General features: G+C 37.7%; 26 protein-coding genes. 21 read left to right on the forward strand and 5 right to left on the reverse strand.

Annotated features, from left to right (window positions below; genetic code table 11):
- The first annotated feature begins 161 nt into the window (after positions 1-161).
- From C7Y47_RS06585 to C7Y47_RS06595, 3 genes are all read left to right on the forward strand, one after another.
- On the forward strand, positions 162-887 hold the full coding sequence (locus C7Y47_RS06585) for an amino acid ABC transporter permease (RefSeq protein ID WP_142508041.1): 726 nt from the start codon (positions 162-164) through the stop codon (positions 885-887).
- Between the two features lie 12 nt (positions 888-899).
- Positions 900-1,631, forward strand: coding sequence for an amino acid ABC transporter ATP-binding protein (locus C7Y47_RS06590; RefSeq protein ID WP_142508042.1), 732 nt, complete (start codon positions 900-902; stop codon positions 1,629-1,631).
- 306 nt (positions 1,632-1,937) lie between these two features.
- Positions 1,938-2,135, forward strand: coding sequence for a DUF6501 family protein (locus C7Y47_RS06595; RefSeq protein WP_100541949.1), 198 nt, complete (start codon positions 1,938-1,940; stop codon positions 2,133-2,135).
- 57 nt (positions 2,136-2,192) lie between these two features.
- On the opposite strand, the gene C7Y47_RS06600 is transcribed toward C7Y47_RS06595, so the two are convergent.
- On the reverse strand, positions 2,193-3,260 hold the full coding sequence (locus C7Y47_RS06600) for a toxic anion resistance protein (RefSeq protein ID WP_142508043.1): 1,068 nt from the start codon (positions 3,258-3,260) through the stop codon (positions 2,193-2,195).
- The gene (locus C7Y47_RS06605) at positions 3,257-3,907 is read right to left on the reverse strand and encodes a 5-bromo-4-chloroindolyl phosphate hydrolysis family protein (protein ID WP_142508044.1); all 651 of its coding nucleotides are present in this window, start codon (positions 3,905-3,907) and stop codon (positions 3,257-3,259) included. The genes C7Y47_RS06600 and C7Y47_RS06605 overlap by 4 nt, the downstream gene beginning before the upstream one ends.
- Before the next feature lie 857 nt (positions 3,908-4,764).
- Between C7Y47_RS06605 and C7Y47_RS06610 the strand changes: the two genes are divergently transcribed.
- Positions 4,765-5,031, forward strand: a complete 267-nt coding sequence (locus C7Y47_RS06610) for a hypothetical protein (protein WP_142508045.1) — start codon at positions 4,765-4,767, stop codon at positions 5,029-5,031.
- 115 nt (positions 5,032-5,146) lie between these two features.
- The gene (locus tag C7Y47_RS06615; protein ID WP_142508046.1) at positions 5,147-5,359 is read left to right on the forward strand and encodes a hypothetical protein; all 213 of its coding nucleotides are present in this window, start codon (positions 5,147-5,149) and stop codon (positions 5,357-5,359) included.
- Between the two features lie 561 nt (positions 5,360-5,920).
- Here C7Y47_RS06615 and C7Y47_RS06620 read toward each other — a convergent pair.
- Together C7Y47_RS06620 and C7Y47_RS06625 are read right to left on the reverse strand one after the other, a co-directional pair.
- Positions 5,921-6,202 (reverse strand): acylphosphatase, encoded by a 282-nt coding sequence (locus tag C7Y47_RS06620; RefSeq protein ID WP_142508047.1) that lies wholly within the window; start codon positions 6,200-6,202, stop codon positions 5,921-5,923.
- Between the two features lie 44 nt (positions 6,203-6,246).
- Positions 6,247-7,974, reverse strand: a complete 1,728-nt coding sequence (locus C7Y47_RS06625) for a globin-coupled sensor protein (RefSeq protein WP_142508048.1) — start codon at positions 7,972-7,974, stop codon at positions 6,247-6,249.
- A 127-nt stretch (positions 7,975-8,101) separates the two neighbouring features.
- On the opposite strand from C7Y47_RS06625, the gene C7Y47_RS06630 reads away from it, so the two are divergent.
- Together C7Y47_RS06630 and C7Y47_RS06635 are read left to right on the forward strand one after the other, a co-directional pair.
- Positions 8,102-8,383 carry a DUF1033 family protein gene (locus tag C7Y47_RS06630; RefSeq protein ID WP_142508049.1) on the forward strand — a complete coding sequence of 94 codons (282 nt, stop codon included), beginning with the start codon at positions 8,102-8,104 and terminating at the stop codon, positions 8,381-8,383.
- A 224-nt stretch (positions 8,384-8,607) separates the two neighbouring features.
- Positions 8,608-8,808, forward strand: coding sequence for a cold-shock protein (locus C7Y47_RS06635; protein ID WP_004230088.1), 201 nt, complete (start codon positions 8,608-8,610; stop codon positions 8,806-8,808).
- A gap of 254 nt (positions 8,809-9,062) precedes the next feature.
- Here C7Y47_RS06635 and C7Y47_RS06640 read toward each other — a convergent pair whose 3' ends face one another.
- On the reverse strand, positions 9,063-9,872 hold the full coding sequence (locus C7Y47_RS06640; protein ID WP_142508050.1) for a S1C family serine protease: 810 nt from the start codon (positions 9,870-9,872) through the stop codon (positions 9,063-9,065).
- A gap of 913 nt (positions 9,873-10,785) precedes the next feature.
- Here C7Y47_RS06640 and C7Y47_RS24860 point away from each other — a divergent pair.
- From C7Y47_RS24860 to C7Y47_RS06705, 14 genes are all read left to right on the forward strand, one after another.
- The gene (locus C7Y47_RS24860; protein ID WP_185903421.1) at positions 10,786-10,929 is read left to right on the forward strand and encodes a hypothetical protein; all 144 of its coding nucleotides are present in this window, start codon (positions 10,786-10,788) and stop codon (positions 10,927-10,929) included.
- A gap of 306 nt (positions 10,930-11,235) precedes the next feature.
- On the forward strand, positions 11,236-11,892 hold the full coding sequence (locus C7Y47_RS06645) for a DinB family protein (protein ID WP_142508051.1): 657 nt from the start codon (positions 11,236-11,238) through the stop codon (positions 11,890-11,892).
- On the forward strand, positions 11,893-13,098 hold the full coding sequence (locus tag C7Y47_RS06650; RefSeq protein ID WP_142508052.1) for a Coenzyme F420 hydrogenase/dehydrogenase, beta subunit C-terminal domain: 1,206 nt from the start codon (positions 11,893-11,895) through the stop codon (positions 13,096-13,098). It begins immediately after the preceding gene.
- Positions 13,099-13,165: 67 nt separating this feature from the next.
- Positions 13,166-14,500: a 3-phosphoshikimate 1-carboxyvinyltransferase gene (aroA, locus tag C7Y47_RS06655; RefSeq protein ID WP_255505067.1), complete on the forward strand. Its 1,335-nt coding sequence runs from the start codon at positions 13,166-13,168 to the stop codon at positions 14,498-14,500.
- Between the two features lie 2 nt (positions 14,501-14,502).
- On the forward strand, positions 14,503-15,252 hold the full coding sequence (locus C7Y47_RS06660) for an SDR family NAD(P)-dependent oxidoreductase (protein ID WP_185903422.1): 750 nt from the start codon (positions 14,503-14,505) through the stop codon (positions 15,250-15,252).
- A 28-nt stretch (positions 15,253-15,280) separates the two neighbouring features.
- Positions 15,281-16,054: a creatininase family protein gene (locus C7Y47_RS06665; RefSeq protein WP_142508055.1), complete on the forward strand. Its 774-nt coding sequence runs from the start codon at positions 15,281-15,283 to the stop codon at positions 16,052-16,054.
- Positions 16,030-17,382 carry an aspartate aminotransferase family protein gene (locus tag C7Y47_RS06670; protein ID WP_142508056.1) on the forward strand — a complete coding sequence of 451 codons (1,353 nt, stop codon included), beginning with the start codon at positions 16,030-16,032 and terminating at the stop codon, positions 17,380-17,382. The genes C7Y47_RS06665 and C7Y47_RS06670 overlap by 25 nt, the downstream gene beginning before the upstream one ends.
- A gap of 14 nt (positions 17,383-17,396) precedes the next feature.
- The gene (locus tag C7Y47_RS06675) at positions 17,397-18,236 is read left to right on the forward strand and encodes a PhzF family phenazine biosynthesis protein (RefSeq protein ID WP_142508057.1); all 840 of its coding nucleotides are present in this window, start codon (positions 17,397-17,399) and stop codon (positions 18,234-18,236) included.
- A 13-nt stretch (positions 18,237-18,249) separates the two neighbouring features.
- Positions 18,250-19,536: a GNAT family N-acetyltransferase gene (locus C7Y47_RS06680; RefSeq protein ID WP_142508058.1), complete on the forward strand. Its 1,287-nt coding sequence runs from the start codon at positions 18,250-18,252 to the stop codon at positions 19,534-19,536.
- A gap of 25 nt (positions 19,537-19,561) precedes the next feature.
- On the forward strand, positions 19,562-20,884 hold the full coding sequence (locus C7Y47_RS06685) for an ATP-grasp domain-containing protein (protein ID WP_142508059.1): 1,323 nt from the start codon (positions 19,562-19,564) through the stop codon (positions 20,882-20,884).
- On the forward strand, positions 20,881-22,428 hold the full coding sequence (locus tag C7Y47_RS06690) for an ABC transporter substrate-binding protein (RefSeq protein ID WP_142508060.1): 1,548 nt from the start codon (positions 20,881-20,883) through the stop codon (positions 22,426-22,428). The genes C7Y47_RS06685 and C7Y47_RS06690 overlap by 4 nt, the downstream gene beginning before the upstream one ends.
- A gap of 32 nt (positions 22,429-22,460) precedes the next feature.
- Positions 22,461-23,759, forward strand: a complete 1,299-nt coding sequence (locus C7Y47_RS06695) for an ATP-grasp domain-containing protein (RefSeq protein WP_142508061.1) — start codon at positions 22,461-22,463, stop codon at positions 23,757-23,759.
- 4 nt (positions 23,760-23,763) lie between these two features.
- Positions 23,764-25,017, forward strand: coding sequence for an MFS transporter (locus tag C7Y47_RS06700; protein WP_142508062.1), 1,254 nt, complete (start codon positions 23,764-23,766; stop codon positions 25,015-25,017).
- Positions 25,018-25,226: 209 nt separating this feature from the next.
- Entirely contained in the window at positions 25,227-26,303 is a 1,077-nt protein-coding gene (locus C7Y47_RS06705) for a bifunctional 3-deoxy-7-phosphoheptulonate synthase/chorismate mutase (protein WP_142508215.1), read from the forward strand.
- Positions 26,304-26,469: the final 166 nt, after the last annotated feature.

Consider the following 26,469-nt stretch of genomic DNA (forward strand, 5'->3'; position numbering starts at 1 on the left):
CTATTAGTCCGTGCCATATCATTACAATTTATACAATAAGAATCTCTCAAAATAATAATAATGTCTTAGCTAAATGTTTCATAAAATAAAAGAAACAAAGGCTTCAGAAAAGACACGATACTGTAACGAACAAGCAACACGACGTAGTTAGGAGGAACATCATGAGTTTTGAATGGATTATTTCTATTGTTGAGAACAACTGGCAAATGTTTTTACGAGGTACGTATTATACATTACTTATTTCTATTAGTAGTACAATTATTGGTGCACTTATCGGATTTTTCATCGGAATTATGCATACCATAAAGGTTCGTAAAAAAGGTGTAAAGTTCTATAGCTTAAAGCTCATTAATTTTATACTAACATGCTATGTCGAATTTTTCCGTGGTACACCAATGATTGTACAAGCGATGGTTGTATTTTACGGGTTAGATATGGCATTCGGCATTGATATGCACTTTATTACGGCAGGTATTTTAGTTGTTTCATTAAACACAGGTGCTTATATGGCTGAAATTGTACGTGGTGGTATTGTATCCATTGATAAAGGGCAGTACGAGGCCGCATCGGCCATTGGTATGAACCATTTTCAAATTATGCTACATGTTGTATTACCGCAAGTTGCACGAAATATATTGCCTGCAACAGGTAATCAATTAATTATGAATATTAAAGATACAGCCGTTTTAAATGTTATCGGGGTTACGGAATTATACTTCCAAACAAAATCGATTGCAGGTAATAACTTCCGCTATTTTGAATCCTTCTTTGTAGCTTGCGTCCTTTATTTCATTATGACATTCACAGCATCAAGAATATTACTGTATATTGAAAAACGACTAGATGGACCAGATGCATACCGAAAAGAACAGAAAGAAGCAATATAGGGGGACGAACAGATGACAGTTATTAAAATAGAGCATTTAAGTAAATCATTTGGACGTAACCAAGTGTTAAAGGATGTTAATTTCCAAGTAGAAAAGGGTGAGGTTGTCTGCTTAATCGGTTCTTCCGGTTCTGGTAAATCAACACTACTACGCTGCATTAATTTACTGGAAACTCCAAGTGGTGGTCAAATTATTTACAAAGGTGAAAACATTTTAGACGAAAAGCATAATATCCAAGAATACCGTACACATTTAGGTATGGTATTCCAGCAATTTAACTTATTCAACAACCATAATGTGCTACAAAATTGTACAGTTGGTCAAATGAAAGTATTAAAGCGTTCAAAGGTAGAAGCAGAGGGAGTTGCTTTAAAATATTTGCAAATTGTTGGTATGGATCAATATGTTAATGCGAAGCCAAGACAACTATCTGGCGGTCAAAAACAGCGTGTAGCGATTGCACGAGCATTGTCAATGAGCCCAGATGTAATGTTGTTTGATGAACCGACATCAGCACTGGATCCAGAGATGGTCGGTGAAGTGTTGAAGGTAATGCGTCAACTAGCGGATGCTGGGAATACGATGTTAATTGTTACACATGAAATGGAATTTGCCAAAGAAGTAGCGGATCGCGTCGTATTTATGGATAAAGGTGTAATTGTAGAGGAAGGATCACCATCACAGGTATTAGTAAACCCTCAACATGAACGGACAAAAGAGTTTTTAAAACGAACATTAAAATAACGATCGGTTACAATAACAAAAAGTGAGTCCAAATGAATGGGCTCACTTATTTTCTAGAATTCCATTCTGCGTATAAAATAAAGCAAATTGCAAAGGCAACGGCTAGGATAAAAAACCATTGCGGTACACCACCAAAGCTCATAGTAACACCTCGAAGTAAAAATTTTTATTATGGATATGGTTAAATAACGATAGTTATGAAGAAAATATGATCTTCTATGGTTTTTTTCTCCACAAAAGTTCAAAAATATTATAAAATAAGCAGTAGACATTAGCTTCGTGCTAGTAAAGAGAGGTAGAGAGATTATGTTACATTTAAAATGGAAAGATGCTCAGACAGTACGCACAGTTACTTGTAAGCATACTAATGCATCAAAATATTTAGTTTCAAACGTATTAACAGTAGGGAAACAATATGATGTGAAAAATGAAACAGAAGAATTCATTTTTATTATCGATAACACTGGTAATATCGGTGGCTACTATAAAGATTATTTCGAATAAAATTCAAAGGGTGGTTCAGATTTTTCTGAGCCACCCTTCTTTGTTGGAAAAAGGGAATCATTCCTTCTTAAAGGTTTTTAATTCAGCTACATCCTGTAATTGCTGTTTTTCCTGCTCTGTAGCTGTATGAAGGGCAAAGACATCTTTAATAGCTGTCTTCAGCTCATGTTGTGTTTCTTTGAATTTCGATACTTGCTGTTCAAAGGAAGGGCTCGTAAATCGATCATTTGTACGAGATAATCTTTCCTCTAGCTGCGCGTAGTGATGATCCATATGCATGGATAACATCATGGCCAACTGATTTTTCCACAATGGAATGAGCGTCACGATGGAAAATTCAATTTTTTCCGCTAATGTTTGATTAGACTGCTGAATCATGCGTATTTGTGGTGCAGTTTGTAAGGCAATTTGCTGCGATACTTGTAAGTCATAAATACGTTGATCTAGACGTTCAATTTGAGCGGCAAAATCATTAAGTTGTTGGATAGCTAGTGGCTGTTTCGTTGCTTGTACACTAGTCACTTTTTCAGGAAGCTCAACTTCTATGGCTTGCTGCTTCTTCATTTGTCCTGCTGCAATAGCGGTCGCTAACTCCTCGAAGAATCCTCTATTATGTGCATAAAGTCCTTCTAGCATTTCCACATCTCTTATCATTTGAAGCTGTGCACGTTCAAGTTGAACACCAATTCGTTCTACCTGGATACTTATACGTTCAAACTCCGTTAATGTTTGCTTAATAGTAGGCTCAATTTTACCAAACATTTTTTTAAAAAAGGACTGCTTTTTTGGTTCTAATGCGTTAGGGTCCACACGGTCTAACGTTTGCATTAATGAGTCTAACATTTGGCCAATTTTTGTGACATCTTTTTGTTTGACTTGTGCAAGCATTCGATCAGCAAATTGGGAAAGCGATCGCTGTGAATCTTGCCCTAAAGACAGGACTGACTCGAAGTTTGTCAGGTCAAGCTGACTAGCGTATAGAAGTGCACGACTTTGTGCAAGAGGCGATAGCGTATCATACGTCGCCATCGCCTCATTATTTTGAGTTGTTTCTAAATAAGATTGCACAAGTGGGGAAAGACCTTGTATTGTATTTAGTTGAAATGCGTGATCATTTGCTGTCACTTATCATCGCCTCGCCACTCCAATTGTTCTTTTCGTCTTATATTTGAACGATTCGCAAATTCTATTTCCATTTGAAGATGGTCAATATCGTTGGAAAGCGCATCCTTTAAATCAATTTGAATCGTATCATTTAAATCTGTAAGTGTTTCTCTTGTTTTCGATAATGTAATTTGGATTTCCTTATCCTTCACAGGCTGTCTCGATAACATCGTATATTTATCCGTTAATTCGACAGCGGAAGGGAGATGTGCATAAAAAAATTGTTCAACATTATAAAATTTCCGTGGATCTGTTTTAACTACTTTCACGATATTTTTTGAAATACGTGTCATTTCAAGTAATTGCTTAAATGCAGAAACTGAACGTACACGTAAGTAGTTTTGACTTAATGTTTGAATATTTTTATTGGCTGCTGTAAGTTGTGATTCAATATGTTTGTATTCTTCTTTTGTTATACCTGCTATTTGCATGAATTTCTTTTTCTGTCTATATTTCAATAACGCAGTACTCGACGCGTATGTTCCAGCAAACAATATACCACCAAGGAAGTATCCTGGACTTGCCGCAATTGCTGTGATAGAAACAGTTGTGAGAGAAATTAAGAAGCTAGCGGTATGTCTAGAGAAAAACTGTCCGACACTGAGCATGTTTCTTCCTCCTAGCATTTAAATATGTCTATATTCTTATACGAAATAATCGACATAAAGTTTCAATGAAATAATAATCCTTACATAAATTTTACTGCTATTTGTAAAGTTTCTCAATGATATTACTTAAGAACAAGAAAATCCTTTGCTTTATTAGGAAGAAAAGGGGACAAACGAAAAAGAAGTCAAACAAAATGTCCGACATTGTTGTTTCATCTATTACTCGGGTAGGTAATAAAGGGCCTATTTGGATTAATCGATTTCATTATATATATTGTATTCATAGTTATAGTAATTCGCGAATTACTTCACATGTTGTTAGTCAATTTTTTCTCTCTTAATAGGTTAAACATTAGTATTGTTTTTTCGTCTGTTGTTGATTCCTTGTCATGGCGTTAAAATTATTTATAAAATTAATAAGCGTATTCGAGATTTTATTCTCAAAATACGCTTACATATCGAGTAGTGATACACGCCGATTTTAAGACATTCATTAGACTGGAAATGCAATTAATTGTTCTGTCGAAACATCCCACCTACCTAGTACCTTCACGGAAATCGGAAAGGAGCTTCTTATACAAGCACAAAGCCGAACCTGGACGCATGTTTTTCTGTAGCGAAAGCAACAAAAGTTTTCTGTGCGAAAGCGAAGCGACAGCAACAATTTTGCCGAGCCATAATTGATTTTCTATTGAAGGAAAAATAACATTGTTAAATATGTTAAACAACTTTATAATAGTGTTAATTAAATCCAATTGTTAAAATTTTTTCATGTACTTAGGTGTTTTTCAATTTCTCATGTAACAAAGATTGCGCCATAAAGATGACTTCATAGGTAAAAAGGGAGAGTCTACCATATGCAAAAAAACACAAACAATAAGATTGAACTCATTGATACTAAAATCATGTTAGAGAAATACAAAGAAGATATAGAATTAATTCAAAAGTCATTAAAAAAACTTGAGTTGGAAATTAGGTTTTTGCAAAGTGAAGGTTTAGTTGAAATAGAAAAGTTGAGTAACGACATAAGTAAGTTGCAATTACTTTCAACGAGTGTAAAATTTAAAGCTAAATGTCTTATCTGTAATAACAGTAAAACCATTGAGACTTTAACGACAAAATAAAATATTGATATCAAGTCACATCTAATTTATTGTGGCTTTTTATTGTGCTTTATATTTCTTGTGATGACATTCGGTTCCCTATATTCTATGATTAGTGTGGAAGGTGGTGCCAAATATGAGAGAAAATTTAGAACAGATTACAATCAGCTTTTGTGAACAAAACGGAGATATAATTATGACGTATGACATCAACAACTCTCTATCAGCTCTGATTCCGAACGTTGGTGATGTAGTTAATATGGATGATAATTACAGGGCAGTGAGTGAAAGAACTTTTACTTACAGTCCAAGAAGTATTATAGTTACAATCTATTTAGAAGAATTATAATCAGGACTTCAAAGTCATACTCATTATGAGTTGTGGCTTTTTATTATGACAAGAAACCCGATGGATGTATCGCATGAACTTTGGGATTTGAATGATAAATCGACGTGGAAGGGTCTTACATACGCTCTCACTTGCATACAGTGTTTGGAAGCGAAAATTCGAAAGGATGTGAGGGCAAATGAAAGTAACGGTTAAAGAATGGCGTGTAATGTCTGATCATAACAAACAATTACTTTTAAATGCGGTAGCAACTAAATAAAGCATAGATAAAAAGAGGAATGAGAACCCAATACGTATTAGAAAATGCAGTGCTAGAAAGTTCAATTAAGAGTTGTCCAGCAGACAACATCTCATTAAATGGATAAAAATGATGAAATCACTCATAAAGGTTGCCATGAGAACAGTGGAATGGTGTAAGTAAGGCATCTAAATAATTATTTGCTACGGCTGGTGTTTTTTGTGGAGGGAAAATAAAAAGGACTGGGGAATTAACCTCAATCCTAATTAAATTTGCCCCCAATAACCTTGGTATTCCTACACTTTAAAAACAAAAGAGCCAGACTAAACAATGTCTGACTCCATGCGTGTATAACCTTTTAAATCATCAAAAAGCTCTAAAGTAAATGAATTGGAATCTGCTTGAGGGCTAACACCCTTTTGAACGAATACTAAGAATTCATCTATCGCTTTTTTTGATCCTTCTACTTCAACCTCAATTTGATCTTGATTATTTAGTTTACAGTATCCTTTTAATCCTAGTTCAATCGCTTTCTGTTTAATGAAAAAACGATAGCCAGTCCCGTAAACATCACCGAAAAATTGAATAAGCGCTCGCTTGTTCAAGCTAACACCTCCTACTAGTTAAAAGGGGTGAATCCCCTTGGTGGTTAGTGCATAACACGTTCTTTTTCTAAATATACGATTAAATTATTGATAAAATAGAGAACATGCTTAGAAGCTTGATCTACTTCTTTTAAATGAACTTCAGCTTGTTGAATATTCCCAATCTTATAAGCTTCCGCTGCTAACTTCGCCGATTCATGAACACGTAGATGATATGCGTCTAATTCTCGGTATTCCTGTAAGTGTCCGAAACGTTCGACAGTGCGAGCGGATGTATACCATTTACCGAGACGGCAATCTGTATGCGAAGAAACATCACTTGGTTCGACATTTTCAAGACCAAGGAACATATTATAAATTCGCCATTTCCATAAAATATGATCGGCCTTTGATAATTGTAAAAGTGCTATAGACGATAGCTGAACATTATTATTCTCAATAATATCATTGCGGAAACGATTAATTTCTTTCCCTAATGAATGAATATCACTAGATGTATTATGACTATATTCGCGAATGTCATCTTGTAGGTTAGAAATTTCAATCATTCTTGCTGATACTTCATCAATAGCTGCAGCCTGTTCCTGTGATATCGCAGCTGTATTCGTGACATCCAGATTAATACCTTCAATGGCACTAACAATCGCATTTAATAATGGTAACGATTCTTTAGCCTCTACTGTTGCATCTTTAATAATCTCAGTCGTTTCTGTAATTGAGTTTGACACATCGTTTGAATAGCTTTTTAAATGATGTACATTTGCAGTTACTTCACTTAGCGCTGATACCGTTCCCTCAGCAAGCTTTCGAACTTCCTGCGCAACTACGGCGAAGCCTTTACCATGTTCGCCTGCTCGTGCAGCCTCAATAGAAGCATTCAAAGCAAGTAAATTCGTTTGATCGGCAATTTGGTTTATTAACGTTACAACATGCTCAATATCATTTACCCGCTTTTGTAATTCTGAAAAGGATTCAACAATTGTTGTAAATGTCTCTTCTGTTTTAAAGATTTCAGAAAGGGCATGCTCAATTGCATTTTTTCCTTGTACAGCATGATCAACAGATTCAGTTGTTTTTTCAGAAATACGAGAAGACATTCGAGCAACCTCGTTAATAGAAGCGGCAATTTCTTCAGTTGCCGCGGTAGAGGACTGAATTTCTTCGTTTTGTTTATCTAGGCTAAATACTAAATCTTTCATGTACATGATTTTTGCGTTGACATCCATTAAAGAAGAAATTTCAGCAACTACATTTTCAATAGTACGTTCTGTTAATACTTCGATGAGTAATTCTTGGTCAACATTAACAGCTGATTGGAAAGATTTCATATATTCAAATGCTCTATTAGGTTTTAAACCGAAATTATGTAAAATGTATGTAGTAATATAAAATGCAAATTGATTGAAGACGACGATTAACTTACCTGGCTCATATTGATTCTTTCTAAATAAATTAAAAAATTTAACGGTTTCATCTACATAGTCATCATCACGAGTAGCTAAGAAAAATTGATTTAAGTATCGATTAATATTTTCTTCACTAATCGTTAGCTGAGAGGAAAGAGAGATTTCTCTTAAATAGTTAGTAAAAATAGCATTCATTGAAGGCGTGATATCTTTTAATTTATTGTAGAGAGTTTTTAAATTCTCTTCATCTTGAGCATTGAAATGGTTAAATGCTAGTGTTTTATTAAAACGACCTGTAGCATTTAAATTTGTACCACGCCTTAATAATTCATCGAGTTCGGCCTTAGGTCGAATACTTGAAAACATAAAAAAAATACCTCCAAAAATTATGAATAATAAGGTAATAATAGCATATGACAGAGTGTTTTAATAGACATTTCAAATGTGTTTGCTAAAATGAAAATATCTTATTACAGCAGGGAATGTGGCAAATATGTATACAATCATTTACATGAAAGCTGATTATGAGCCTTGGTGGAAGTTTGAAGGCTGGGAGGCTTTTATTCAATCAAATGAAACATTTGAATCGGAGGAGCAATTTGAGTCAGCATTGCAAACGAAACTGCAGCACTTCCGTTTAACATATGACAATGAGGCTACGAAAGAAGAGGGATATTGGGCATTCTGGTCAGAAGATGAAAGTGTTTTTTGCGAAGCCTGTGATGATGATGTACAAATTTATCACGGCATTATCGCTTTAAAATCTGGAAAATAGAAATAAAATTTAGAAATTAATAAAAAAACATTTTTCTTTATTTGACAAAATTATGAATGGCGGTTATACTTAAGTTAACAATTTAATTGCTTCACCGGAAACATGAATTCACATATTACAAAAAGTGATCGCGTTAGTTCGGTACTCTTTGTAATATGTGAATTTTTTACAATCGTTGAAGAAATTACATATTGTTCACTTTTATTTTTTGGAGGTTTTCTTAAATGAAACAAGGTACAGTAAAATGGTTTAACTCAGAAAAAGGTTTTGGATTCATCGAAGTTGAAGGTGAAAACGACGTATTCGTACACTTCTCAGCTATCCAAGGCGAAGGTTTCAAAACTCTTGACGAAGGTCAAAAAGTGGAATTCGAAGTTGTAGATGGCAACCGCGGACCACAAGCTGCTAACGTAACTAAACTTTAATTCACAGTAATTAAAATTACTTCCGTTAAAAAAAGGCATCCTATTGATATAGGATGCCTTTTTTTTATATGCTTCGAACATTTGAGAGTTACAAAATATGATTACTAGTGACTTGGTATTTGAAAGAGTCTAGATACTACGATTCATACAGATCAAAAATTAAGTTTCTCAATTTCTGTACGATTTAATAATTATATTATGTAAACAAAATAAATTGCTTGTCTCTTTAGTATGAGAACAAGCAACTTTTCGCATTAATTACTTAGTATGCGTTGTAGCACTTCTACAGGAATAAACAAACCGACACGACCATATGGATCTTTTTTCGCCGTTGCAAAGACGATCCCAATCACCTCACCAGCAGCATTTATAACAGGACTACCACTATTTCCTCGATAAACAGGGGCTTTCATCATCATTATAGGCTCCTGCCAATCATCAACGAAAGTTGACTCCAGTAAAGTTCCTTCATTTGCAATGCCCGTAAACGCTAATGGATTACCAATGAAATAGACATGCTCATGTTTGCTATAGTTAGGATTTTCTGCAAGCGAGAGGGAAGGTAAGTCATCACCAGCTACCTGCAATAATGCTAAATCTACGTCAGGGAAACTTTGTAGTACCTTGGCAGCCATTAACCCTTCTTCAGGAAAAATGACGAATAATGATTGAGCATCTTCTACAACGTGTGCATTGGTTACGATAAGTCCATCTGAAGAAATTGAAAAACCAGTGCCTTTACTAGAACCTGTAGAGATCTCTACTACAGCTTTTTTATAGGTTTTTATATCTTCTTGCGCTGATAGCCGTGCAGACACCTTCAAAAATTCAAGAGCTGGAGGGGAGTAAATTTGAAAGATAAGAGCAAAGGTATTCAAAATTAATACAAATGCCATACTCCAGACAATCCATTTGACAATTGGTTTTCGTTTTTTAGGCTTTTTACCTTGTAGTAGTTCTTCGTGTTCTTGTGCCAACGCCTTTTGCTGTTCAGCGAGGACAAGTTCTATTAATTCTTCTTCTGTCAATTCTTCATCTGTTGTTGATCTATGTATATCATTCATAAAAACCCTCCTTACCCAAAATGAAAAGCGCCCACGCAGGACACCTGTAAAGTAATTGTTATTTAAATTTTTAGGGCTAAGGTAATGACGAAAGGTTCCTTATCTGTTGTCAGCATTGTGTCATTTATACGAATAAGGCTGATATTTTTAAAAAATATTGCGATATCGTCATTATCCTCTGAGTGTGCTAGCTGAATAACACCATGATAGGCAGTTGCTCAGTAGTGGTTCGTTAAATTGTAGTTCATATGAGTACATTCAGGCTCATACTAGAGTCCTTTGGCTATTTGCCTTCATTATACGTGAAGTATATAGGTTATACGAACATTATGAAAATCAGTTTTCCTCATTACCAGTTGTTTGAAACGTACACTTAAGCCGATGGGCATGGCATGTAGGGTTAAGTGTGGCAGCAATCAACATCAGTGATGATAGGCATAGTACATCCATCTAGCTGTTCTAGCAATACATTATAAGGCTTTCTTCCAGTTCCCAAACCATCATATTGTTCATGTTACGTAAAATAATCGCTGAAGCTTTGTCAAAAATGTCGTGTAGTTTTGCATAGCAAAGTTTTTCTCGCAATACTTTTAGAGGAAGTAAGGTTTCCAACGAAGCCGTACATTGTATTTATATTTTCACCTAAAAAACGACCTTTAACAATGCCAGATTGAACTGTAATCCATGAATTGTGATGCAGGTTTTATCTGTCGTTTTTTCTAACCAGTTAAGTCGATCATCTGTCCAAATAGGTGGGATTTGGATGTTATAGAGAACATAAAATACCTCTTTCTATTTAATAAAGCTTTTATACATGATTTTACAATTTAAAGATTTGCATTCTTGTTTTGAGGAAAGAGAAGTAAAAAGTAACTAAATGAATAGTTCTAACAAAATAAATGAATAAATAATAATGTTATGTAAACTCGATACTAAGCTTGTAAGAGAGTTATCGGTTTACAAAAAATGGGTGTTGGTATATGTACCGGCGTGGTCAGCATTAGCACAAGGCACTATTCAAGTATTAAAAGCTATAACAGATGACAATCTAGAGTAAAGCATTGTAGAAGGTTCCAATACATTTAGTTTGTTATTTATACATTGAAAAGCTCACATTTGATATGTGGACTTTTGAACTGAATATAGTGGGAATATTAACCATTATGTCACATTTAATACTATTACTTGTAATTTTTTCTAATTCCAGTATTGAATTTTCTGGAAATATATTGTAAAGTGGGTATGAAATTTTAATATTTTGATTTTTCTCTTTAGTGATATCTTTTCGTATATTTCAAGTATTGTTAATTTTACTAGTGTGTAAGGTTTCTTACTTTCAAAAAGAAAAAAGAGGTGGTTTGTTTTGGGAAAATTCAGATTTAATAGTATATTAGAAAAAATTTTTTCTGGTAAATTATTGACAGAAGAGGATCGTATTTGGGCAGAACAGGTTGTTGCATTTAAAGAAGCTACATCAGGGCAAATAAGAGCATACGAAATTGCTACCAAGCCTGGTTTTGACCTTAAACAATCACTGTTTTCTACTATTGAAAAATTAGAAGAATTGTTGAAAAGATGCCCTCAAGAAGGGCTTAATATGTGTCCTGCTCCAAACAAGTGGTCTGTACACCAAATTATAGGCCATTTAGCTGATAACGAGGTCTGTAATTCAGTACGCGTACGTTGTATTTTAACAGAGGATTGCCCCAATTTGGTTGGATACGACTCAGATGACTGGGAGCGATGGTTTAGGCTTGATGATGTGTGGACGTGTTTCGCACGTTTTAAAAGAGAACGTATGAACCTGTTATCTTTACTAGATACCTTACATGAAGAAGAGTGGAATCGTATCGGATATTTAGATTATCGAGGAAATGAACAACTGCGTGTTCTATTAGGTGTTCTGGCAGGTCATGATGAGAATCATATCAATCAAATGAAACGGACAATCGAATATGTAGAACGGGCGTTAGATGTCAACATAACGACTGAAAAAATTAGTGAAAGGGGTTTAATATAGATGTCGTACTTGCAACTTCAAGAAGAAATTTTGGATCAAGATTTATGTACTAGTTGTGGTGCTTGTGTGGCAGTATGTCCGGCTAACATCATCAGTTTAAACGACGCTTTTTTACCTGAAACGACTTTGGATTCTGAAATGATATCGAATGTTTGCGTTTCATGTAACCTATGCAGTGAGATATGTCCAGGGAGGGAGACGGACGTACCGGCATCCGAGATGTTTCTTTTCGGCCGCACACGGATTCCTGAGGAGCGTTGGACTGGTATTATGCAAAAATCTAATTTAGTTTCCGCTGTAGATTCAAGCATACGTGATCGAGCTTCTGCTGGTGGTGCTGCAACTGGTTTATTAGTGTCTGCACTACGATCAGGATTAGTTGATGCAGTTCTAGTTATTGATCGTGATAAAGAACGTCCTTGGATTCCTCAGGCAATCTTGACTGATGATGAACAGACAATTATTAATTGCGCGCAATCAACATATTGTGTGGCTCCAAACTTGCACTTGTTAAAAGAAACAAAGTACGAACGAATTGGCATAGTTGGTTTGGCATGTGAGATCCAGGCTATCCGAAAGATTCAACGACATCCAAAAACTGCAGATCTAGCCAAGAAAATTGTGTTTACAATTGAAATTGGGTGTGCATCTAGTACTAAGTTGTCGGGAACAGAGCATCTTATAGAGAATAAACTTAATATCCCGCTCGAAGAGGTAGCAAATGTGAGATATCGCGATGGCCAGTATCCAGGAGCCTTTACAGTTTATACAAAGGACGATAAATCCAAAGAACTTCCATTTTTTGAATTGGTAAAGGAGTTCAAAAAATTCAAAACATTCAGGTGTCTATCTTGTCGTGATTGGTGGTCTGGTATTGCAGACATTTCTATTTCAGATGGGGATCCTAACATTTATGCTTCAAGTCAACACGGTGATATCCCAAGTCGTTTCTCAATGGTAGTAACCCGAACAGACATTGGTCAGAGGTTACTCGAACTCGGCGTAAATTCAGGTACCTTAGTAGCAGTACCTGAAAAATTTGAACCAGAAGAGAGCTTAGGTTTGCAACGTAAAAGATTCCGTAGCTCTAGCTTTGCAAAGGAATATCCTGGACGTGTTCCGGATTCTGCGGTCTTGTTTCCAGATGATGACGCGGAAAGGGAGGATGATGAGATAATTGCTACTATGTCAAACCGCATCTCCTGACCTAATGAATCGGCTATTTTAAAATGGGGGTTTTTTCTTGAATAAAGTGACAATATATCCGAGGCTTATGCCTCATGAAAATATAATTTGGAGGCCACCTGGAGACAAGTCTATCAGTCAAAGAGCTACCTTTTTGACAAGTCTAGCGGAGGGAACCAGTCGCATCTCAGGACTACTATGGTCTGAGGATACGATAAACAATTTGAAATCACTTAAGCAGAGTGGCGTACAGATTAAAACTGTTGGAGAGGATGTCCTCATATCTGGTGTAGGGAAGTATGGATATCATACAGGAAACAAATCTGTTAACTTGGGAAATTCCGCTACTTCATCTCGCATCATGCTTGCGCTCTTGTGTGGTCAGCGTGGGTGTTTCCGAGTTGATGGCAACCAAGTTTTGCGTCGTCGTCCAATGAGCTGGATTGTTGAATCTTTAAGAGATATGGGAGCCAAGATTGAATGGGAAGGAGAAACTGGTTATCTTCCTGTAGATGTAACTGGAGCTTTATTAAAGGGCAGGCATCACCGAATTCGAGTCTCAAGTGCTCAAGCAGTCTCGGCGCTACTTTTTGCAGCTCTGCTGGCTGATAATCCAACTCGTATTTATAGGAAGACAAAAGCTCGGGATCATACTGAACGGCTGTTTAACTATTTTGGATTTAATTTAGTTGATACTGGTGATTATCTTGAACTTACTCCTCCGAACAAAATACTGGCGCTTGATTTGTCAGTTCCCGGAGATGTATCTTCTGCTGCGTTTCTAGTTGGATTGGTCGCCATGCAAAGAAATCCAGGCCTATCATTAACTGTTAAAGATGTGAACTTAAATCCAACACGTACAGGATTCTTAGATGTAATTCGACGTATGGGGGCTGATATAGATGTTCTAGAGCAAGGTACGGTATGTGGTGAGCCGATAGGGAAAGTGGTTATCCGCTCAGGCCGTAAACTTAAAGGTGTGACGATTGCTGGTGATGCATTTGTCCAGAGTATGATTGATGAAATACCAATCATCGCAGCTGTAGCAGCAACCGCTGAAGGTGAAACAGTAATTTTAGATGCTCACGAACTAGCTGATAAAGATACTGACCGTGCGTTTACTACCATTGAGTTATTGCGACAATTTGGAATTAGTGCTCGGTCTATTGACGGAGGACTGATAATTCCTCCGGGACCGTTTAGTAGTCCTGGAACTGTAACAGTACCAAATGACCATCGGATAGCTATGGTAGCCATGATTATAGCGAGTTGTTGTGCTCAGGAAACGATTATACATAACTGGGATGTGGTACGTGTTTCGTTTCCGGGTTTTTTAGATGAATTTAATCGCATAGGGCATGCCGTAGCAGATAGCGAATTGAAGTTATGGGGTCCTCATTCTCTAGAGGAAGTGGGGGTATAAGAATGAAAAAACTCGCAGTAATTATAGGGGGGGCTGGCTTTATCGGACAGAGTGTAGCTAAACGTTTCGGTGAAGATGGATATGCTGTTAGCTTGTTTGATCGTGACGAACAAGCGTTAAAGTCTGCAACTGCATCATTACAAGCCCTCGGCATTGAGTGTCACCCAAGGGTGGTAGATGCTCTTAACGAAGAGCAAATGAAACAGGAAGCCGATAGTTTATACCGAGTAATTGGACCTGCAGCAACTTTGGTGACTGCTAACGGCTTTTCTCCTAAACGGAACGGTAAACGACCGAGCACATTAGAAGTACAGGGTGATGAGTGGCGTTTAGTAATGGATATTAATTTAAACGCTGTCTTTTACAGCATCGCATCTTTCTTACCTCAGATGAAAGACGTTAAAAGTGGGCGGATCGTTACGATTTCATCAACGGCTGGCCTAGTTGGTTCGCAAACTGCAGGGGTACATTACTGTACAGCGAAGTCTGCGATTATCGGATTGACAAAATCACTAGCAATCGAGTTTGCTTCTGATGGCATATTGATCAACTCGGTGGCTCCGGGGAAAATCGAAAACCCAAACTGGGGCGATGTAAAGTCTGAAATGGAGCGTTATGCGAGTACAGTCCCTCTCGGACGACTTGCTAAGGCTGATGAAATATCAGAAATGATACAATTTTTGGCTTCGGAGCGGAACACATATATAACAGGGAAAGTTATTACTTTAGACGGGGGACGTACTCCAGTTTAATCTGTAATTTAAAAAGGAGAGAAGAGATATGAGTTATACTTTAGCCGGAAACGGAGTCTTGACAGATATACCTTGGGTAGATATAAAATCGAGTCAACTTGATTTCTTGGTACTTGCGACTGGCAGTGTCGAGCAGCATGGGCCACATCTTCCTCTTGGAGCTGACTATCTTGTGGCGGAGCGAATTGCGCAGGAGGTCGTACGCCGCTTTAGCGTTTTACAGCTCCCTTTTACTCCAGTTGGAGTGAATTTTATGTTCCAAAACTGGGCAGGAACACTCAACATTTCAGCTGAAACATACACTAAGCTTATCGTGGAAATCGGAGCTAATGCAGCAAAAATCTGTCCGCGTCTCTTAATTATTAATGGACATGATGAAAATCAGCCTTTACTACTCACGGCTGCACAGCAACTGGTTACAGACTACGGTATGGAAGTCGTGGTTTTTGAATGGGCAGAATTGGTTCTTGATATTCTACGTTCGGTTTGTGAGTCAAAATATGAAATGCACGCTGGAGAAGGATTGACATCACTGTTTCTCCATTGGTTTCCTCAACATGTGAGAATGGAGCGAATTAAGGAAGGTACACAAATTTCAGGAGGTCTCGCTTCAAACGATATCCATCTTGATCATAGGGCATATAACCCACGTTTGATTAACCCAAGCCCTGAGGCATCAGGCGTGTTTGGCAATCCTTCTCTTGCTAATGCCGAGAAAGGTGCAAAAATATCAGAAGCCTTGATAAAGCGTGTAACAGAACTGGTGCGAGAATTAAATTGGGAAGGAGCAGCCGCTCGATGAATAAACAAACGATTATAGATGTTGTGACGAAGCTAGAATCCCCATCAATGGCGGATATTATTTGTAAAGAAACAAAACTGGATTGGGAAAGCAGTTCAGGATTTCGCGTCTGGAACGAAACCGGAGATGAATTTTTGGATTTGACTGCAGGTTCTGGCGTACACAATGTTGGCCACAATCATCCTGAAGTTCTCACTGCTATAATTCAGCAACTCCAATCTATTTCCCACACAGGTTGGCAATTTCCTACTCGCTCCCGTGCTAACCTTCTGGAGAAACTTAGTAACTTAGTCCCGTTTGAACAGCCACAATTCCTCTTTACTGTTACAGGATCTGAAGCCGTAGAGGGTGCTTTGAAAGTAGCACGGATGGCCAAGAGGCGACCGGCTATACTTAGTTTTCAAGGTGGTTTTCATGGGAAAACGGGAGGATCACTTACTGTGACGGCAAATCCGAAATTACGTGCAGGTGTCTCTAGTCATGCTGCTGATACTATTCGTCTCCCCTTCCCGGATGATGATGCGTTACGTGTGCACGGATTTAAGGTCCCTTCTGTAGAGGAATATCTTGAATGGATAAAGCGCTTTATTATACATCCAGATTTTCCTATCGATCAGGTTGCTGGGATTATAGTTGAACCGGTGCAAGGATCTTCTGGCATGACTGCCGCGCCACCAAACTTTCTTAAAGCTCTAAGACAGCTGACGGATGAGAATGATATGTTGTTAATTTTAGACGAGATCTATACTGGCATGGGCAGAACAGGTCGTTTATTTGGGTTCCAGCATGACAATATAACACCAGATATTATTATTATGGGAAAAGCACTAGGAGGTGGTTTACCAATTTCGTTAGTTGCTGCCCCATCATCAATTATGCAACAAGTACCTGCTTACAAGCAAACCAGTACATTTTCTGCACATCCGGTTGCGTGTGCGGCTGGTGTGAAAGTGTTAGAGATCCTAATCCAAGAGAACTTACCTCAAAATGCTTTAGAACGGGGAGAGCAATTTAGGAGCAGATTGGAGGCACTTAACGGAGAGTTTTTAGAGAATAGCGGAGTTCGTCTTGTCGTTACAGGACGAGGGCTCATGCTAGGAGTTCGAATAGAAGCTAATACGCCAGCTAACTCTGAAAGACTAGCAAGGCAGCTTAATGAGAATTTAAAGGAACAATATGTTATTTGTTTGCTGGGAGGAACGTTTAATAACGTAATCAAAATTACACCGCCACTTACTTTAACATCATCAGATGTGGATATGATTTGCAATCGGTTTGCTTTAGCGATTGGAAAGATGATTACCCAGGAGTCCACTTTGAATTATTAAGAGGAGAGAAAGTTATGGAAAAATTCTGGTTAGCACGTGTATTTTATGATGAAGATATTTCGGGCAACCTTACAGGAGTTGTCAAGCTTGAATCCGATATAGGAATAGAGACTAGTCAGGGGATAGCTACCCGACTTCAATTACCCGACACGGCTTTTATTTGGAATAATAAAACGATGCAACACCGGACGTTCTCTCCGTATGAGGAGCTAAAATTTTGTACCCAGACTTTGTTGGCAAGTGCCGCAGTACAATATGGGCAAAGTATTGGTTTTGCGCGCTTTCAATATGAAACTGCTGTTGGTATAGTTTCTGTATTTACAGAAGGTGATGGTTTTTGGTGGATTGATTCCAACCCAGACCTGGTCATTCCTTATTCGGATATACACGGACTGACCCAACTTGGTATATCAAGAGAGGTATTGGCTGGAAAAGTTTGTATAGGCGGTGTTGGCCGACGACGACTTTACATTCCGTTAGCAACAGAAGATGACCTATACAGTATTCGTTTAATACCGTCAAAGGTTATGCATATATGTACAGAACTTGGTATAACTGGGATTTCATTTTTTGTCAAGCTCAGATCGGATTATGTTCTCTTACGTGTGTTTACTACCTCGCTAGCTGGTAATGAAGATGCAGCTACAGGGGGCGCCGCTCTTGGTTTAATTGGATATGATCAGTATTGTTCATTTGGCCTGTCTAGTAACGTTCGTGTGGATCAAGGACATATAGAATCCTCTAGCAGGGGCTGTATCTATTTACAACAAGATTCGAAAAGCGGTCGTACTTTCCTTGGAGCAAAAGTGGAGGTTCTAGCAGAGGGCTCAATTCTTCCAAAGCAAATGTATTAGAAAGGTGAAAGGTATGAATGCACAAATGAATTTAGATATTACACAGAAGGTTGAACAACTTTTTTCAGAGAGATTCGATTTAAATGGCAATATTGGACGTTGTTATAAAAGTGTTAAGGAGATTCCCTCGGATGCTCTGCAAAAGATTACTCAGGAACAAAGCTTTTGGTGTTCTAGTGAATGGTTGACTTACGTTGAGCAGATACCAGAAGTCCAAATGTTGTATCTTGTAATAGAGGACTGTAAGGGGAACTTAGCAGGAATTTTACCTTGTCAACTTGTTACAAATGCAAATGGCTTATTATTTTATAATATACCCCGTAGTTTGATTGAAGGTGGAAACTTTGGCAATCCAGATTTTTTGACTCTAGCACAACAAGAGGAACTTAAAGAATCTCAAAACGAAATACAATGTCAAAACCTATATCCATCCTTGATAGCAGCTACACCTAATTCATATTGTGCGCTTATGGTTAGCCCAAGCATTTCTACTAATGAACGTCAAAAAATCATTAGTGCAATGGTGAAATTTTTTGAATGTTGCGCATATCAATTAGGAAGTCGAGTTCACGGATTATTTTATATACCGGAGGATTTGTCTACAGATATGGCACGAAATTTACCAGATAAATATCAAAAAGTAAGGGTTGGGGCTGATACGATTTTACCTGTACGCTGGAAGTCGTTCGAGGAGTATTTAAAGTTTTTTAATGATCATCGCCGTAACACAATCCGCAGAGAGCGTAAAAAATTCATGAATGCTGGGTTGGACGTTAAGGTCTTATGCGGTTCCGAAGGACTTACAGACGAGTTAATTGAATTACAGCTCTCCATTCGCTCAAAGTATGGTCATGGTGGAGACCTTAACCAATTACGCAACAGTTTTATTGCGATGCGGGAAAATCTTGCTGATCGGATTAGAGTTTTTACTGCTGTTTGTAAAGGAGAGACCGTTGGGTTTGTATTATTTTTCGAATATGATAACGTATTGTATTCTCATGTAGCCGGATTTGACTATGAAAAGTTAGATAAGGTATTTTGCTACCCTAATATTTGTTTTTACGAACCTTTAATTTATGCGATTAAACAGGGAATTACGCGAATTCATTATGGACTTTCCTCTTATGAAGGGAAGGTAAGGCGGGGTTGTGAACTTTTTGATTTAGGAGCGTATATAACACTGGATACCGAATATGATGATTCATTACTAAAACATATTGTCAATCTTATGTCGTACAGTGAAGAACAGCAATTAAACTATTTCCGAAAAATGGTTGTTCAATCATTGAAAGACTATTAATTTATTAGGAAGTTGGTGTTTATTCATGAGTGAAAAACGATATCGTCTTTTAATAGTGGATGCTCCAGGTGGGCCGTCGCCATCAGTGTACATACCTATGCTTCCCAAAGATTTCGAAGTGAGAGTGGTTCTCGCAAAACCAGAGAAAGATAAGATGTTTCAACAACGATTATCTGCTTTAGAAAAGCATGTGAAGGTATATGTAGTTGAAGACCGATGTAAGCTTAAGCAGGAGGTAGAACGTATTGCAAGTTTATTTGGAGCTCAAGGATTACTTGCCTTTAGTGAAAGAGTTGTACATGACGTAAACGAAGTTGCTTATCGTTTGGGATTACCGTCAAATTCGGAGCAGACACAACAAGCTTTACAAAATAAGGAGTTGCAACGTGAAACTTTATCTAAAGGAGGGGTAGCCACTCCAAAAATCTATAAGATAGAAGGTTCTCATCACCTGCAAGCTGCTGCGAAATACGTTGGCTTCCCTGCTGTTCTGAAACCAGTTATTGGAATTGGTAGTTTGTCAACTTACGATATTCAATCAATGAAAGAGTTAGAGGAAGTATTTGAATTAGCGACAACATTATATCAAAATGATGCGCGTGTGCATGGCTCCCCCAATTTTCTGTTGGAGAAAAAATTGATTGGTACACGTTGGCACGAAGACGAGCGATACGGAGATCATGTAAGTGTTGAGTCACTAGTGTCACACGGAAATATTCATCATTTAACAGTGACAGACAAACTGCCTTTGGTATTTCCGTTTCGTGAAACGGGCGATGTCATGCCATCTTTTCTGCCTGAATTTCGACTAAAAAGTATTTATGAGGAAGCAGAGCGTGCTATTCAATTACTTGGTATTGAAGTAGGAGCTGTACACACTGAGATTAAATTGACAACAGATGGACCACGTATAATTGAAGTAAACGGACGTGTGGGAGGGGGGATAACAGAGATGTTATCCTATGCTGCTAATTATAACATAGTAGCTGAGTTAGCACGAATTGCAGTAGGTATTCCGCCATCAAATGAACCAGCATTCAGGGACTATTGCGGATTTTTCACGCCACAACCACCTGTTTTGGACATTAAATTAGAAAGAGTACCAAGTGTAACTGAAATTATGGATTTACCTGGGGTGATAGAAGCGGAAATCGTGTACCCTGTCGGATCGGAACCAAATTGGCGCATTGGGACAGGAAGCAATTTGGCTCGTGTTATAGCGGTATCAAATAAAAGAGAGGATATTCTCAATCTTGGTACAAAATTGTCAGATTTAAGCTTATTCAGTTATTCGACAAAAGGTAAGGAAAGTAGCGATTCTGATTACAGAAAGGGTGTAAATGTATGAAAGAAAATAATGTAATAAGTGTATTTATGGGTGAGCCCACTTCAATTGACCCATGTTTTGGTTCAGAGCATGATGGTGCCTTGGTATTGCGTTTTTTAAGCGATCCGTTAATAGACTTTACACCGGATACCGGACAAGCTAAGCCGGCGGCAGCTCAATCATGGATATTAGAAGAAGAAGGATGCGTTATACGTTTGTTTTTACGAAAAGGCGTTCGTTTTCATCATGGGCGCGAAGTTGTTGCCGATGACTACATCTATTCTTGGAATCGTTTAGCAAAACCTTCACAAAACTCCGAGCTTGCTTATCATTTAAGCATAATTAAGGGATTTGAAGAGATACATTCTGGTGTAGCTGATCATATGAGTGGTTTGGAAGCAATCGGACCATATGAGTTATTAGTACGTTTGACTGAACCATTTGCTGAAGTCCCAGCCCTCTTCGGACATCATTGTACCGCTGCTGTACCTCGAGAATTGGTTGAGCAGGACCCAAAAAAATTTCGTGACAATGTAGTCTCTACAGGACCATATATGTTGGCTGAACCGTGGGTGCATAATAGCTATGTTCGGTTGAAACGTTTTGATGATTACTATGCAGCTAATGAAGCTTTTATTGATGGTGGAAGAGGATATTTAGATGAAATCGAGTTCCGTATTTATGAAGATCTTGATGATGCCTATTCTGATTGGAAAGAAGGTAAGTTAGATATCACAAAAGTACCACCGAAGTCGTTGGATGAAGCAATGTCTTTTGGAGACTGCTTCCGTAGCACACCTTGTGCATTGATGCAGTATATTGGATTTCCGAATGATTTGCCTCCTTTTGACAATGTTTTGGTTCGGCAAGCAATTGCTTTGGGGATTGACCGTCAAAATATAATTGATAACGTGTTTGCAGGTACTCGTCCCTTAGCAACGGGTGTATTACCACCAATGGTTGGATCCGAATTCCGCACCAACATTTCAGATATTCTTTCTCAAGAGACTAATGTAGACCGAGCACGTGAACTACTTAAGCAGGCAGGAGTATCTCTACCTTTAAAAGTTCCATTTTATTACAATGCAGGTTTAGGACATGAAACTTGGGTACGTGAGGTAAAACATCAGCTCAATAATCTCAATATTGAACTTGAATTACGTCCGTTACCCTGGGGTCAATTTTTAGACAAGTTACAGAGTGGAATTGACGGAATGTTCCGAATGACGTGGGCGATTGACTGCCCAAGTCCCGATAACGTATTGTTCCCACTTTTCCATTCTAATTCTATTGGAATGGACAATTTTTCAAGCTTTAACAACGCAATCTTCGACAATACGTTAATGGAAGCACGTGCTATGTTGGATATCGATCAGCGTAAATTAAAATATCAAGAAGCTGAGAATATCATATTAGAACAAATGCCTATTCTACCATTATGGTACGGGATACAATACCACGTGGTTGCTAAGGACCGTTTTGAATTTACTGGAAATCGTGTAGTGGATATTTTCGGAGAGCCAGTCCTACGCCACGTGAAAGCCAAAGCCACAATTACTAAATAGTAAATTTGATAACAAAAGGAGAGCTGTGGATAATGAACACATCTGATAAAGTACCGAACGAAACTTTATTTCAAAAACGCCACCACGTCTTAATTGTAGGTGGTGGTTCTGATCTCATACCTCGACTTCGTGCCGTTGACACAAATGTACAAACGTCTGTAATCTGTCGTCCCTCTGTTTTAAAATTTGTTTATGAGATTGAAAAGAACAATAAAGTCTTAGTTATAGAAGAAAAAGCGGATACTCAGGCGTGGGTAGAACATGCAGGTGCACTACACAAAATTGATCCTTTCGACTCAGTAGTTTCCTTTGCAGAGATTGATCAAGATAAAGCAGCTGCAATTAGTGAGTCACTAGGATTGGACTATCACAGCTCCTCTACAATCGAGTGGGTGCATAACAAACTTCAAATGCGTGAACAACTGCGCTCAACCGGAGTAGAAGATATTCCAAATGCATTAGTTATGAGTGCTGAAGAAGTGATGGAATTTGGACAAAAGTGGGGATATCCACTGATTATTAAACCTTGCAAAGGTCGTGCTAGTGCAGGGGTTTCAGTTGTCTATGGAACAGAAGATGTGGCTATAAAATTTGAACGTTCCAATACGGCGACTGCACCCCGTTTGGAACCTTCACCCTTAATAGTAGAACGTTATCTGCAAGGACGTGAATATAGTGTTGAAGCAATTTCTGAGGGAGGCCAACATGTAATTCTGTCTATCGTTGAGAAGTATAAAGAGGAGGTCAGTAAGGTCGAAATTGGCCATATGATTCCGGCTATACTTGATTCAAACACATATACAGAAATTGAAAACCATATCGTAAAGGTATTAGATGCATTAAACATTCGCTTTGGAATTACTCATACCGAAATCATGTTAACTGGGGAAGGTCCTCGTGTCATCGAAACACATGTGCGAGCAGCTGGGGATGATATTCCTTATTTATTACAAGATTCTCTGGGATTAGACCCGTTGCAGTACGTGGTGGAACAGGCCGCTGGTGAATCGATATATGAGCGATTGAAGATGGATGTACAAAGAGCCAAACGAACGCAAAAAGGAGTGGCAATCTGGTTTGTTCATACCGACCTAGAAGGGGAGTTACTAAATGTGGAGAACACTGAGCAAGTATCACAAGCCGAAGGGGTCGTAGAATTCATTCCTAGCTTCGAACTTGGTATGACTTTGGAAGGTTTGAAAAACTCATATTCACGCCTGGCATCAATTCGAACAGTTGCTGAAACTCCTATACAAGCGTTAGAGTTGGCAAAAGCAGCAGCAGATCAACTCAAGTTACAAGTAAAAGTTCACAGTAACGTAGGGAGTTGATTGATTGAAGTCAAATACCTTTTTGTTAAAACAGCTAGACCGAAGAGCTTACTTTTTACTATTAAATGTATTGTTTACTAATATCGGGCTTGGTGGTCATTCATTAATGACCGGGATTTTGATTTATAATGTAACAGGGTCAGTGGTAGCATTTGCCACTACATTAAGTTTGGGGTTTGCTCTTGATTTAGTCGGACAGTTCTTCGGAGGAGGTATTCTTGATCGGATTAGCCCACGTAGTACAGCTAATTTCGTCAATATTTCTAGGGGGCTTCTGATAATTATCGCGGGTATTCTTGTAATCGTTACAAAAAGCATCGTGGGTGTGATAATTGTTTCGCTATACATGAGTATAATGGGGCCTGCATACCGTGCAAGTATCTTTTCATTGTCACCACAGTTAATACAGCAAGAATTGCTTAGCCGCTACAATGCACTTCGTATGGGGGTCATGCAAGCTGGGCAATTACTTGGTCTAGGAATGAGCACCCTTATACTTGCAATGGCTAATAAAGAGATTGCTTTCATCTCTCTTGGAATTTGGTTCTTGCTGGGAGGTCTTATGACATTTTCACTAGGCAAATTACCTTCTCTTGAAAAAACAATACATTCCAAAATGTTTAACTTTACTCAGACATTACTTGAATGGAAAGAGCTATTAGTGGCATTTCGCACTACCCCAAGCATATATGCCCATGTCTTGATATCCAGTAGTGGTCTATTAATTACAGCAATTATTAACTTGCTGATTGTTCCGCTCAACGAATCACTTAAAGGTCAATCATTTGGATACGTTATATTGGATGGTGGATACATAGTCGGAGCATTTTTAGCTTCCTATCTACTTTCACGTATAGTTAGGTTAGAACGTTTATCTCGATATATTGTAAATATTAGTTTGTGGTTATCTACAGGAGCGATCTTCTTAGTTGGAGGGGGTAACATTTACTTTGCTGGTTTTTGGTTATTTGTAATAGGCTTTTCATCTACAAGTGCAGTGATCTGCTTAGATACTTCCTTGCAATTACGTGTTGGAAGCAATTACCTGGGTCGGACAGCTATTTTTCAGGATGTGTTCATGTCATTAGTAGCAGTGTTCCTTGTTCCTATCATAGCTAATACAATTGAAGCTCAAGGCATCCAGTCATCATTGAACCTAACTTCACTAGTTTTATTCATCTATGCTGGTTTTACGCTGCTGTGTGGCTCAAGCTTCATATTTGGAAAGCGAATGTTCGAGAAATCTATCCAACTATAATATATAACATTCAATTATTAGTTATTTGTCCAATGAGAGTTTGAAGTTGAAGCAATATTGGGTGGTTATTTCTTGGTAGAAATATACCGTTCAATATTGCTTGCATTTTTTTAAAATAAACAGTTTGTTACAAAATGAATTTCCTAGAGCTCAAAAAACGATCATATTTTATCATATATAGTTAAGTAACTAACAAGGAGGATTTTATGATATTAACTCATGAAGTAGACTTGCTACGAGAAAAAATAGATGATATTAATTTACAGATATTACATTTACTAAATGAACGTGCAAAGGTTGTTCAAGAAATTGGTGGATACAAAAAATCACAAAGTACAAAACGCTTTGATCCCCTACGCGAGCGTGAAGCACTTGATTTGATTGCCCAGAATAATGAAGGTCCGTTCGAAACGGCTACCATTCAGCATATTTTCAAAACTATTTTTAAAGCAAGTCTAGAATTGCAAGAAGATGATAATCGAAAAGCATTATTGGTTTCACGAAAAAAGAAACAGGAAAATACAATTGTAGATATTAAAGGTGAATTATTAGGAAATGGCTTACAGACATTTATTATGGGACCTTGTGCAGTTGAAAGCTTAGACCAGGTTCGTCAAGTAGCTCAGGCTATGAGAGAACATGGAATAAAATTAATGCGGGGTGGTGCGTTCAAACCGAGAACATCGCCTTATGATTTTCAAGGATTGGGAATAGAAGGATTACAAATTTTACGCCAAGTAGCAGATGAATTTGATTTAGCAATTATTAGTGAAATATTAAATCCCAATGATGTAGAAATGGCACTTGATTACGTTGATGTAATTCAAGTTGGCGCTCGAAATATGCAAAACTTCGATTTATTAAAAACCCTAGGAAAAACGAGTAAACCAGTATTATTAAAACGGGGCATAGCAGCGACAATTGATGAGTTCGTCCATGCAGCCGAATATATTATTGCGCAAGGAAATGATGAAATAATTTTATGTGAGCGAGGTATTCGTACATATGAAAAGGCAACACGTAATACACTTGATATTTCTGCAGTGCCGATTTTAAAGAAAGAAACACATTTACCGGTTGTTGTTGATGTAACACATTCAACTGGACGAAAAGATTTACTTCTTCCAACTGCAAAAGCGGCACTAGCAATTGGTGTAGATGCAGTTATGGCAGAAGTACATCCAGACCCAGCAGTCGCATTATCTGATTCTACACAGCAAATGGATATTCTGGAATTCCATACATTCATAGAAGAATTAAAAAGATTCAAGAATAAGTTATCTTAATTCTATAGTGAATATGCATAGAAAGGAAAGTTTTATTACGTATTTTCTTTGTTACAGAAATTGATTGATGGGAGAAGCTAGTATAAGCTCGACAAAGTAATAATTTACTTGCAAAAATTGAGTAAATAAATGTATAAAAAAACAGGGTTCTCCTTTTTGAATAGGA

This window comes from Lysinibacillus sphaericus (assembly GCF_006864135.1).
Taxonomy (GTDB): Bacteria; Bacillota; Bacilli; order Bacillales_A; family Planococcaceae; genus Lysinibacillus.

Excerpts from the sequence above, each read along its gene's own strand:
- C7Y47_RS06585 (WP_142508041.1), top strand. The coding sequence starts at position 162 with ATGAGTTTTGAATGGATTATTTCTATTGTTGAGAACAACTGGCAAATG.
- C7Y47_RS06590 (WP_142508042.1), top strand. The coding sequence starts at position 900 with ATGACAGTTATTAAAATAGAGCATTTAAGTAAATCATTTGGACGTAAC.
- C7Y47_RS06595 (WP_100541949.1), top strand. The coding sequence starts at position 1,938 with ATGTTACATTTAAAATGGAAAGATGCTCAGACAGTACGCACAGTTACT.
- C7Y47_RS06605 (WP_142508044.1), bottom strand. The coding sequence starts at position 3,907 with ATGCTCAGTGTCGGACAGTTTTTCTCTAGACATACCGCTAGCTTCTTA.
- C7Y47_RS06610 (WP_142508045.1), top strand. The coding sequence starts at position 4,765 with ATGCAAAAAAACACAAACAATAAGATTGAACTCATTGATACTAAAATC.
- C7Y47_RS06615 (WP_142508046.1), top strand. The coding sequence starts at position 5,147 with ATGAGAGAAAATTTAGAACAGATTACAATCAGCTTTTGTGAACAAAAC.
- C7Y47_RS06625 (WP_142508048.1), bottom strand. The coding sequence starts at position 7,974 with ATGTTTTCAAGTATTCGACCTAAGGCCGAACTCGATGAATTATTAAGG.
- C7Y47_RS06630 (WP_142508049.1), top strand. The coding sequence starts at position 8,102 with ATGTATACAATCATTTACATGAAAGCTGATTATGAGCCTTGGTGGAAG.
- C7Y47_RS06635 (WP_004230088.1), top strand. The coding sequence starts at position 8,608 with ATGAAACAAGGTACAGTAAAATGGTTTAACTCAGAAAAAGGTTTTGGA.
- C7Y47_RS06640 (WP_142508050.1), bottom strand. The coding sequence starts at position 9,872 with ATGAATGATATACATAGATCAACAACAGATGAAGAATTGACAGAAGAA.
- C7Y47_RS24860 (WP_185903421.1), top strand. The coding sequence starts at position 10,786 with ATGTTATGTAAACTCGATACTAAGCTTGTAAGAGAGTTATCGGTTTAC.
- C7Y47_RS06650 (WP_142508052.1), top strand. The coding sequence starts at position 11,893 with ATGTCGTACTTGCAACTTCAAGAAGAAATTTTGGATCAAGATTTATGT.
- aroA (WP_255505067.1), top strand. The coding sequence starts at position 13,166 with ATGCCTCATGAAAATATAATTTGGAGGCCACCTGGAGACAAGTCTATC.
- C7Y47_RS06660 (WP_185903422.1), top strand. The coding sequence starts at position 14,503 with ATGAAAAAACTCGCAGTAATTATAGGGGGGGCTGGCTTTATCGGACAG.
- C7Y47_RS06665 (WP_142508055.1), top strand. The coding sequence starts at position 15,281 with ATGAGTTATACTTTAGCCGGAAACGGAGTCTTGACAGATATACCTTGG.
- C7Y47_RS06675 (WP_142508057.1), top strand. The coding sequence starts at position 17,397 with ATGGAAAAATTCTGGTTAGCACGTGTATTTTATGATGAAGATATTTCG.
- C7Y47_RS06680 (WP_142508058.1), top strand. The coding sequence starts at position 18,250 with ATGAATGCACAAATGAATTTAGATATTACACAGAAGGTTGAACAACTT.
- C7Y47_RS06685 (WP_142508059.1), top strand. The coding sequence starts at position 19,562 with ATGAGTGAAAAACGATATCGTCTTTTAATAGTGGATGCTCCAGGTGGG.
- C7Y47_RS06690 (WP_142508060.1), top strand. The coding sequence starts at position 20,881 with ATGAAAGAAAATAATGTAATAAGTGTATTTATGGGTGAGCCCACTTCA.
- C7Y47_RS06695 (WP_142508061.1), top strand. The coding sequence starts at position 22,461 with ATGAACACATCTGATAAAGTACCGAACGAAACTTTATTTCAAAAACGC.